This is a genomic window from Thermohalobaculum sp. (genome assembly GCF_058622915.1).
Genome location: NZ_JBZSYN010000003.1, coordinates 1 through 9,264, shown reverse-complemented (window position 1 = coordinate 9,264; position 9,264 = coordinate 1). Strand labels below are relative to the sequence as shown.

At 69.5% G+C, this 9,264-nt stretch carries 9 protein-coding genes and 1 pseudogene; 9 read left to right on the top strand and 1 reads right to left on the bottom strand.

Annotated elements, in window-relative coordinates; all coding sequences use genetic code 11:
* The 9 genes from AC32QD_RS00555 to AC32QD_RS00515 form a co-directional block, all read left to right on the top strand.
* Window positions 1–485: DUF3305 domain-containing protein (locus tag AC32QD_RS00555; protein ID WP_492008526.1), on the top strand; the 485-nt coding region annotated here is incomplete at its 5' end.
* Window positions 482–1,192, top strand: a complete 711-nt coding sequence (locus AC32QD_RS00550) for a DUF3306 domain-containing protein (protein ID WP_492008525.1) — start codon at window positions 482–484, stop codon at window positions 1,190–1,192. The genes AC32QD_RS00555 and AC32QD_RS00550, both read left to right, overlap by 4 nt.
* A gap of 256 nt (window positions 1,193–1,448) precedes the next feature.
* Complete coding sequence (locus AC32QD_RS00545) at window positions 1,449–2,066, top strand: TorD/DmsD family molecular chaperone (RefSeq protein ID WP_492008524.1); 618 nt, start codon at window positions 1,449–1,451, stop codon at window positions 2,064–2,066.
* Window positions 2,067–2,117: 51 nt separating this feature from the next.
* A complete protein-coding gene (locus AC32QD_RS00540) occupies window positions 2,118–2,300 on the top strand; it encodes a ubiquinol-cytochrome c reductase iron-sulfur subunit N-terminal domain-containing protein (protein WP_492008523.1) in 183 nt (60 codons plus the stop codon).
* Window positions 2,301–2,394: 94 nt separating this feature from the next.
* A complete protein-coding gene (locus AC32QD_RS00535) occupies window positions 2,395–5,313 on the top strand; it encodes a formate dehydrogenase subunit alpha (protein WP_492008522.1) in 2,919 nt (972 codons plus the stop codon).
* A gap of 13 nt (window positions 5,314–5,326) precedes the next feature.
* The gene (fdh3B, locus tag AC32QD_RS00530; RefSeq protein WP_492008521.1) at window positions 5,327–5,920 is read left to right on the top strand and encodes a formate dehydrogenase FDH3 subunit beta; all 594 of its coding nucleotides are present in this window, start codon (window positions 5,327–5,329) and stop codon (window positions 5,918–5,920) included.
* 118 nt (window positions 5,921–6,038) lie between these two features.
* Complete coding sequence (locus tag AC32QD_RS00525; protein WP_492008520.1) at window positions 6,039–7,295, top strand: formate dehydrogenase subunit gamma; 1,257 nt, start codon at window positions 6,039–6,041, stop codon at window positions 7,293–7,295.
* A gap of 4 nt (window positions 7,296–7,299) precedes the next feature.
* On the top strand, window positions 7,300–8,643 hold the full coding sequence (locus tag AC32QD_RS00520) for a c-type cytochrome (protein WP_492008519.1): 1,344 nt from the start codon (window positions 7,300–7,302) through the stop codon (window positions 8,641–8,643).
* Window positions 8,640–8,768 (top strand): hypothetical protein, encoded by a 129-nt coding sequence (locus AC32QD_RS00515; protein ID WP_492008518.1) that lies wholly within the window; start codon window positions 8,640–8,642, stop codon window positions 8,766–8,768. Before AC32QD_RS00520 ends, AC32QD_RS00515 begins: the two co-directional genes overlap by 4 nt.
* Window positions 8,769–8,793: 25 nt before the next feature.
* On the opposite strand, the pseudogene AC32QD_RS00510 reads toward AC32QD_RS00515, so the two are convergent.
* Window positions 8,794–9,264, bottom strand: a pseudogene (locus AC32QD_RS00510) (hypothetical protein); the annotation flags it as partial.

The window sequence follows — 9,264 nt, the reverse complement described above, 5'->3', positions numbered from 1 at the left end:
TCTGGCGCCCGGTCGCCGTGCTGCCCGGCGCGCCGCCCGCAGCATGGCACGAACTCAGGCGCGAGGGCGAGGCCGTCGAGTACCACGCCGCCACGCTGCCGCTCGAGCTGCACCGGGCCGAGACCGAGTCCTACCGGGCGGCGCTGTCGCGCGAGCCGCCCTCTCTCTTCGTCATCCTTCGACCCTCGGAGCCCGGCGCCGCCGAGCCCATGGAGGTGTTCCGCGTCACCGCCTCGGCGTTCGAGGCGCAGGACTACCTCGACAGCGGCGAGGAGATCGTCGAGCCGGTGCCGATGCCGCCCGCGCTGGTGGCCTGGCTGAGCGATTTCGTCGCCCGCCACCACCACGACGAGCCCTTCATCAAGCGCAAGCGCCGGCCCGCAGAGTTGGGGGCGCCGGAGGAAGGCCGGGGCGATCCGCGGGTGAGCGAAAGCGACGTGTTCCTCAGCCCCCAGGCACGCCGGCGCAAGGAGAAGCTGCAATGACGCGCGGCTCGGGCCGGGACGACCGGAGCGGCGAGGCCTTCGCCAGCCGCTGGTCGCGCAGGAAGCGCGGCGGCATGTCGAAAGCGGCCGCGGCCGATGCGCCCCGCACGCCGGCTGCCGAGACGCTGCCCGCCGGAACGCTGCCCGCCGGAACGCTGCCCGCCGGAACGCTGCCCGCCGGAACGCTGCCCGCCGAGCCGCGGAGCGACGCGGAGATCCTGCGCGAGCTGGGCCTGCCCGACCCCGACGCGCTCAAGCCCGGCGACGACATCACCGGCTTCATGGCACGCGCCGTGCCGGCGCATCTGCGCAACCGCGTGCTGCGGCGGCTGTGGACCTCGAACCCGGTGCTGGCCAATCTCGACGGCCTGGTCGACTACGGCGAGGACTTCACCGATGCCGCCCTGGTGCCGAAGGTGCTGGAGACCGCCTACCGGGTCGGCAGGGGCTGGGCCGAGGACGCGGCCCGGGAGGAGCCGGGGCCCGGATCCACAAAAGCCGCAGCCGAGAGCGAGGCGGCCGGGTCGGACGGGCCGATCGCGCGCAACGCGCTGGCGCAGCGCGCACCCGAAGACGCGGCGCATCGGGCCGGGGAAATGCCCGCGGAACCGGGAGAGTCGGTCGCACAACCGGCCGAGCCGGTCTCGCCCGGCACCCGGCCGCGGCGGACGGCTCGGAAGATGCGGTTCCGCTTCGCCGAGGACTGACGCCGGTCGCCGGGCCGATCGCCTGGCAAAGAGCGATCATGCAATTGGTCATATGAGTTGACCTCTTTCGACTCCGTGGTAAAGTGTCGCACACAGCAGGCGGGCGGCTGTTCGCTGCGCCTGGGCGGATGAGCGGAGCGTGAGCGTGACAGAATTGTTTTTAGGGGGTCAAGAGCCCCGCGAAATACCAAAATCCGCTGATTCGATTAGCTGATTCGCCGAGAACGACAGCCGGCCGAAGCCGGGCGCGAGAGGGATGTTAATGGCCCTTGCCGGGGAGGGGTACCAGGTGGCGGTCGCCGAAGAGGACTCTCTTCGCGCGGGCATCTACGACTTGCTTGCTGCCCTGCTGGCGCGGCCGCCCAAGCGCGATCTGATCGACCGGGTGGCGCAGCTCGATGGCGACGCGAGCGATCTCGGCCGCGCAGTCGGCGCGCTGACACGCCTCGCCCGGGCCACGACCGAGCAGGCGGTCGAGCGCGAGTTCTTCGAGCTCTTCATCGGCGTCGGCCGCGGCGAGCTGCTGCCCTATGCCAGCTATTACATGACGGGCTTTCTCAACGAGAAGCCGCTGGCCGTCCTGCGCAACGACATGGCCCGGCGCGGCATCGAGCGCGCGGCCAACGTGTTCGAGCCCGAGGACAACATCGCCTCGCTCATGGAGATGATGGCCGGCCTGGCGCTGGGCCGCTTCGGCGCACCGGCCAGCCTAGCCGACCAGAAGGAGTTCTTCGCAAAGCATGTCGGGCCCTGGGCGGGGCATTTCTTCGCCGACCTCGAGGGCGCCAGGGCCTCCGTATTCTACGCACCCGTGGGGGCGCTCGGGCGCGTCTTCATGGGGATCGAGCGCGAGGCGTTCAGGCTCGCCGCCTGAGCGCCTTTCTGCACCCGGCCGCGCAGGCGGCCGAGAACCGGGAGGAAGGCAATGACGGAAAGGAAGGCCGACACCAGCCGGCGCGATTTTCTCAAGCTGGCCACCGTGGCCGCCCCGGCCGTCGCCGTGGCCGCCGCGGCGGGGACCGAAACGGCGCAGGCCGCCGAGGCCGAGGGCTCGGGCTATCGCCGCACGGAGCATGTCGAGAAATACTTGAAGAGCGCCCGCTTCTGACAGGCGCGTTTTTCGTGCGGGTGACGGTTGCGTGAGGCCCCGATCCCGCAGGGGGGAAGGCCGGGCTGCGGCCCGGGGTCAACAGGAGAGGAAGATGCTCAGGAAGAAGACCAACGGGGTTGCGCAAGGCCCCCGGAACGCGTCGATCCTGTCGCAAGTCACACAGAAATCGGTCGACCGCCGCGCCTTCCTGCGCGGCTCGGGCCTCGCCATCGGCGGGCTGACGGCGCTGGCCGCCACCGGCGGCACGGTGACCCGGGCGTCCGCGGCGAGCGCGGCGAAGCAGAAGGTCGACATCATCAAGTCCGTCTGCACGCACTGCTCGGTCGGCTGCACGGTCATCGCCGAGGTGCAGGGCGGCGTCTGGATCGGGCAGGAGCCCGGCTGGGACAGCCCCTTCAACCTGGGCGCCCACTGCTGCAAGGGCGCGTCGGTGCGCGAGCACGCGCATGGCGAGCGGCGCCTGAAATACCCGGTGAAGCTCGAGGGCGGCCAGTGGAAGAAGATCCCCTGGGACCAGGCGATCAACGAGATCGGCGACAAGATGCTGAAGATCCGCCAGGAGAGCGGGCCTGACAGCGTCTACTGGCTGGGCTCGGCCAAGCACTCCAACGAGCAGGCCTACCTGTTCCGCAAGTTCGCCGCCTACTGGGGCTCGAACAATGTCGACCACCAGGCGCGCATCTGCCACTCGACCACGGTCGCGGGCGTTGCCAACACCTGGGGCTACGGCGCCATGACCAACTCCTACAACGACATTCACAATTCGAAAGCGATCTTCGTCATCGGGGGCAACCCGGCGGAGGCGCACCCGGTGTCGCTGTTGCACCTGTTGAAGGCCAAGGAGGAGAACAACGCGCCGCTGATCGTGCTCGACCCGCGCTTCACGCGCACCGCGGCGCATGCCGACGAATATGTGCGCTTCCGCCCCGGCACCGACGTGGCGCTGATCTGGGGCATCCTGTGGCACATCTTCGAGAACGGCTGGGAGGACAAGGAGTTCATCCGCACCCGGGTCTGGGGCATGGACCAGATCCGCAGCGAGGTGCGCAACTGGACGCCCGCGGAGACCGAGCGCGTGACCGGCGTGCCGGGCTCGCAGCTCGAGCGGGTGGCGCGCTCGATGGTCAACAACCGCCCCGGCACCGTGATCTGGTGCATGGGCGGCACCCAGCACACCACGGGCAACAACAACACCCGGGCCTACTGCATCCTGCAGCTGGCGCTGGGTAACATGGGCACCCAGGGCGGCGGCACCAACATCTTCCGCGGCCATGACAACGTGCAGGGCGCCACCGACCTCGGCGTGCTCAGCCACACCCTGCCCGGCTACTACGGCCTGTCGGCCGGCGCCTGGGCGCACTGGGCGCGGGTGTGGGAGGAGGACCTCGGCTGGCTCAAGGGACGCTTCGCCACCCTAAAGGGCAAGGACGGCAAGGACAAGCCCCTGATGAACGAGGCCGGGATCCCGGTCAGCCGCTGGATGGACGGCGTGCTCGAGGACAAGGCCAACATCGACCAGCCGAACAATGTGCGGGCGATGGTGTTCTGGGGCCACGCGCCGAACAGCCAGACGCGCGGGCCGGACCAGAAGAAGGCCATGGAGAAGATGGACCTCGTGGTGGTGGTCGACCCCTATCCGACCGTCACCGCGGTGCTGCCCGACCGGAAGGACGGCATGTACCTGCTGCCGGCCTCGACGCAGTTCGAGACCTACGGCTCGGTCACCGCGTCGAACCGCTCGATCCAGTGGCGCGAGCGGGTGGTGGCGCCGGTGTTCGAGTCGCTGCCCGACCATGTCATCATGGCCAAGTTCGCCAAGAAGCTCGGCTTCGCCGACCGGATCTTCCGCAACATCAAGGTGGACGCCAAGACCGACGAGCCGCTGGTCGAGGACATCACGCGCGAGATCAACCGCGGCATGTGGACGATCGGCTACACCGGCCAGTCGCCCGAGCGGCTGCGCAAGCACATGCAGTACCAGCACACCTTCGACAGGACCACGCTTCAGGCGGTCGGCGGCCCGGCGGACGGCGACTATTACGGCCTGCCGTGGCCGAGCTGGGGCACGCCCGAGCTGAACCATCCGGGCACGCCGGTGCTCTACGACATGTCGAAGCCGGTGTCCAAGGGCGGGCTGACCTTCCGCGCCCGCTTCGGCGTCGAACGCAACGGCCAGAACCTGCTCGCCGAGGGCGTCTACTCGAAGGACTCCGAAATCCAGGACGGCTACCCCGAGTTCACCATGGCGATGCTGCGCAAGCTCGGCTGGGACAAGGAGCTCACCGCCGACGAGCGCAAGGCGATCGAGAAGGTCGTCGGCAGCTCGGAGACCGCCAAGACCGACAAGGTCAACTGGAAGACCGACTTGTCGGGCGGCATCCAGCGCGTGGCGATCAAGCACGAGTGCGCGCCCTTCGGCAATGCCAAGGCGCGGGCGGTGGTGTGGAACTTCCCCGACCCGGTGCCGATCCACCGCGAGCCGCTCTACACGCCCAGGCGTGACCTGGTCGCCGACTACCCGACCTACAACGACCGCCACGCCTACCGGCTGCCGACGCTCTATGCCTCGATCCAGAAGAACGACTTTTCGAAGACCTATCCGCTGATCCTCACCTCGGGCCGGCTGGTCGAGTACGAGGGCGGCGGCGAGGAGACTCGCTCGAACCCCTGGCTGGCCGAGCTGCAACAGGAGATGTTCGCGGAGATCAACCCGTTCGACGCCAACGGGCTGGGCATCCGCAACGGCGAGCAGATGTGGATCGAGGGGCCGGAAGGCGGCAAGGTCAGGGTCGCCGCCCTGGTCACCGAGCGGGTCGGCCGCGGCGTCATCTTCATGCCGTTCCACTTCGGCGGGCAGTACGAGGGCAAGGACCTCAGATACAAGTACCCCAAGGGGGCCGACCCCTTCGTGCTCGGCGAGAGCTCAAACACCGCGCAGACCTATGGCTACGACTCCGTGACGCAGATGCAGGAGACGAAGACCACGCTCTGCAAGGTCATGAAGGCCTGAGGGAGGACACCAGATGGCACGCATGAAGTTCCTCTGTGACGCCGAGCGCTGCATCGAGTGCAACGCCTGCGTGACGGCCTGCAAGAACGAGAACGAGGTGCCCTGGGGCATCAACCGCCGCCGGGTGGTCACGATCAGCGACGGGGTGCCGGGCGAGCGCTCGATCTCGGTCGCCTGCATGCACTGCTCGGATGCGCCGTGCATGGCGGTCTGCCCCGTCGATTGCTTCTACCAGACCGACTATGGTGTGGTGCTGCACTCGAAGGACCTGTGCATCGGCTGCGGCTATTGCTTCTACGCCTGCCCCTTCGGGGCGCCGCAGTATCCGCAGGCCGGCAATTTCGGCAGCCGCGGCAAGATGGACAAGTGCACCTTCTGCAATGGCGGGCCGGAGCCGGACAACAGCGAGGCCGAGTTCAAGAAGTACGGGCGCAACCGGATCGCCGAGGGCAAGCTGCCGCTGTGCGCCGAGATGTGCTCGACCAAGGCGCTGCTGGCGGGCGACGGAAACGATGTCTCCGACATCTACCGCCAGCGCGTGGTGGCCCGCGGCTTCGGCACCGGCGCCTGGGGCTGGGGCACGGCCTACCAGCGCAAGGGCAGCTGAGCCGACCCCAAGCGGCAGTCGAATCGGGGCCCGTCCGGGGAGCAGTCCCCGGGCGGGCCCGGCCCTGGACAAGCATCGTTCATGACCGTCTTCGCGGGCTTTTTTTGGAGACCAGAGCATGAGACTGAGGCGGCGCGGTGAACTGATCGGGCTGGTGGCGCTCGGCCTAGCGGTTGTCGTCTTCATGGGCTCGGCCGCGCAACTGGGTGTGGTGGTGGACGCGGCCTGGGCACAGTCCTCGGTGCGCCCGCCCGCGAACGCGGTCAACAACGTGCGCCCGCCTGAGCCGCCGCCGGCGAATGCCCCGACGAAGCCCGGCCAATCGCGGCCGCAGGACGCCAAGGCGCCGTTCAGCGCCGACGCCCAGAACATGACCAGCCCTGTCGGCGAGCTCGGGCCGAACTCGGACGCGACGCTGTGGGGCGAGGTGCGCCACGGCCAGCGCTTCACGGTCTCGATTCCGGACAAAAAGGCGGCGGTGCTGGTGAAGTCCGGCGGCGTGAACTGGGAGCGAACGGTCGGCGGCAAGGGGCCGCTGGGCCGGTGGGGCGCGATGGCCATCGCCATCACCCTGGCGGTGCTGGCGATCTTCTACCTGCTGCGCGGCCGCGTCCGCCTCGAGCAGGGCTTCTCGGGCCGGCTGATCCAGCGCTTCAGCGAGATCGAGCGCTTCTGCCACTGGCTGACGGCGAGCTCGTTCGTGCTGCTGGCGCTGACCGGGCTGGACCTGCTCTACGGGCGCGACTACCTGATCCCGCTGATCGGCAAGGCTGCCTTCGCCGACATCGCCGCCTGGGGCAAGTGGATCCACAACAACGTGGCCTGGGCCTTCATGCTCGGCCTCGTGCTGATCTTCGTCAACTGGGTCGCCAACAACCTGCCGACGCGCGCCGATCTCGTCTGGCTCGCCAAGGGCGGCGGAATCCTCGCCAAGGGCGTCCACCCGCCCTCGCACAAGTTCAACGCCGGGCAGAAGCTGATTTTCTGGGCCATGATCCTGCTTGGCATCGCGATCTCGCTGAGCGGGCTGTCCCTGCTCTTCCCCTATGACCTGCCGATCTTCTCCAAGATCTTCGCCGCGCTGAACCAGGTTGGATTCGCGGCAATCTGGGGCGCGCCGCTGCCCACCGACCTGACGCCCACGGCCGACATGCAGTACGCGCAGCTCTGGCACGCCATCGTCGCGCTGGCGATGATCGTGGTCATCCTCGCCCACATCTATATCGGCACGCTGGGCATGGAGGGCGCGTTTTCCGCCATGGGCACCGGCAGGGTCGACCTGAACTGGGCCCGACAGCACCACGACCTGTGGGTCGAGGAACTCGAGGAGAAGGGGCGCAGCGTCGAGGGGACGGCCGCGACGCCAGCCGAGTGAACCCATGCGCTCGGCGGCTCTGGGGCTGGCGCTCGCGCTGCTCGGGGCGGCTCAGGCCGCCGCCGGGACCGGGTTCGCGCGGCTGGAGGGGCACGGCGGGCCGATCAAGGCCGTGGCTGTGTCGCCGGACGGGCGGCACGCCCTGACCGCCAGCTTCGACTACTCGGTTGGCTACTGGGACCTCGAGACCGGCAAGCCGGTGCGCTGGCTGGAGGGACACCGGGCCGCGGTGAACGCGGTCGCCTTCCTGCCCGACGGCAAGCGCGCGGTCTCGGGCGGCGACGACCGCGCCGTGATCCTGTGGGATCTCGCCACGGGCAAGGTGCTGCGCCGCATGCAGGGCCACCGGGGCAAGGTGTTTGCCGTGAGCGTGAGCCCGGACGGCCGGCTGATCGCCTCCAGCGGCTGGGACAACCGCGTCGGGCTTTGGCCGGTGCACGGCGGCACCGTGCGCTGGCTGGAAGGCCACACCGGCAATGTCAACGACGCCAGGTTCAGCGCCGACGGCAGGACCATCTACACCGCCTCCAACGACGGCACGATCCGGCGCTGGAACGTGGCCACCGGCGCGATGCAGGCGGTGCTGGTCGAGCACGGCTTCGGTGTCAACCGCCTGGCGCTCAACGAGACCGCCGGCTGGCTCGCCTATGGTGCGGTCGACGGGGCGGTGCGCGCGCTCGACCTCGCCACGGGCAAGCAGATCGCCGATCTGACCGCCGGGCGCCGGCCGATCCTGGCGCTCGAGCAAAGCCCGGGCGGGCGCTTCCTCGCGGTGGGCGACGGGCAGGGCTACATCATGGTGATCGACACCCGCGACTGGAGCATCGTGCGCGACTTCCACGCCGCCCTCCAGGGACCCATCTGGGCGCTGGCCTGGACGCGCGACGGCGAGCGGCTGATCGCGGGCGGAATCGCCGACGAGGCGGCGATCTGGCCGCTCTCGGGCGGCTCGGACGCGCTGTTCGCCCAACGGCGCAGGTTCCACACGCCCGCCTCGGAAATGTCGAACGGCGAGCGCCAGTTCGTGCGCAAGTGCTCGATCTGTCACACGCTGACGCCCGACGGCGGGCGCCGCGCCGGACCGACGCTTTATGGCCTGTTCGGCCGCAAGGCCGGCACGGCGCCGGGCTACACCTATTCCGAGGCGCTCAAGGGGGCCGGCATCGTGTGGAGCGCCGAGACCATCGGCAAGCTGTTCGCGCTGGGGCCGCAGCGCTACACGCCGGGCTCCAAGATGCCGCTGCAGCGTATCAACAGCCTTGCCGACCGGCAGGACCTTATCTCATACTTGCGTGAGAACACTGGGGCGCCGCCGCGGGGCAGGGGCACCACGGGAGGCAAGCAATGAAGGCATTTCTCGCGGCTGTCGTGGCGATGGTGGTGATCGCCGTGGGCGCCAACATGGTGCTGAAGCGGATGGATTTCTCCTCCGCCGCGGTCTACAGCCTGCCCTCGGTGCGCCTGGGTCAGTGAGCCGGGGCCAGTGAGGCCGGGGGCCTCAGGGAGCCAACAGGTAGTCCAGCACCGGGTCGACGCCCAGCGCAGCCAGGCCGGGTGCCGGATCGGCGCGGCTGTCGGGGGCGAGGATCAGCGCCACGGCGGGGCCGGTATGCGACACGGCGAGCCCGAGTGCGCTGTGGTGGCGCGCAAGTGCGCAAAGCGGCTCCCAGCCCGGCCTTGGGTTGCGCGCGAGGTTCGCCTCGGCGGAGCGGCTGGCGGCGCGGGCCAGCAGCGCAAGGTCGCCGGCGCCGAGCGCGGCGGCGAGGTCGGCGAACACCTGCGAGAGATCGGCGAAGCCGTTGTCGGCCGGATCGGTCGGGCATGGCGGGCCCCAGGCACCGCCGACCACGCGCATGGCGGGAAGCGGCGGCAGCACCTCGATGACCCGGCCCTGGCGCGAGGCGAACAGCACCGGCCCCTCGCACATCAGCGGATCGATCGCCCCCTCGGCGGCGAGGCACAGTGCGGC

Excerpts from the sequence above, each read along its gene's own strand:
- AC32QD_RS00540 (WP_492008523.1), top strand. The coding sequence starts at position 2,118 with ATGACGGAAAGGAAGGCCGACACCAGCCGGCGCGATTTTCTCAAGCTG.
- AC32QD_RS00535 (WP_492008522.1), top strand. The coding sequence starts at position 2,395 with ATGCTCAGGAAGAAGACCAACGGGGTTGCGCAAGGCCCCCGGAACGCG.
- AC32QD_RS00550 (WP_492008525.1), top strand. The coding sequence starts at position 482 with ATGACGCGCGGCTCGGGCCGGGACGACCGGAGCGGCGAGGCCTTCGCC.
- AC32QD_RS00545 (WP_492008524.1), top strand. The coding sequence starts at position 1,449 with ATGTTAATGGCCCTTGCCGGGGAGGGGTACCAGGTGGCGGTCGCCGAA.
- AC32QD_RS00515 (WP_492008518.1), top strand. The coding sequence starts at position 8,640 with ATGAAGGCATTTCTCGCGGCTGTCGTGGCGATGGTGGTGATCGCCGTG.
- AC32QD_RS00525 (WP_492008520.1), top strand. The coding sequence starts at position 6,039 with ATGAGACTGAGGCGGCGCGGTGAACTGATCGGGCTGGTGGCGCTCGGC.
- fdh3B (WP_492008521.1), top strand. The coding sequence starts at position 5,327 with ATGGCACGCATGAAGTTCCTCTGTGACGCCGAGCGCTGCATCGAGTGC.
- AC32QD_RS00520 (WP_492008519.1), top strand. The coding sequence starts at position 7,300 with ATGCGCTCGGCGGCTCTGGGGCTGGCGCTCGCGCTGCTCGGGGCGGCT.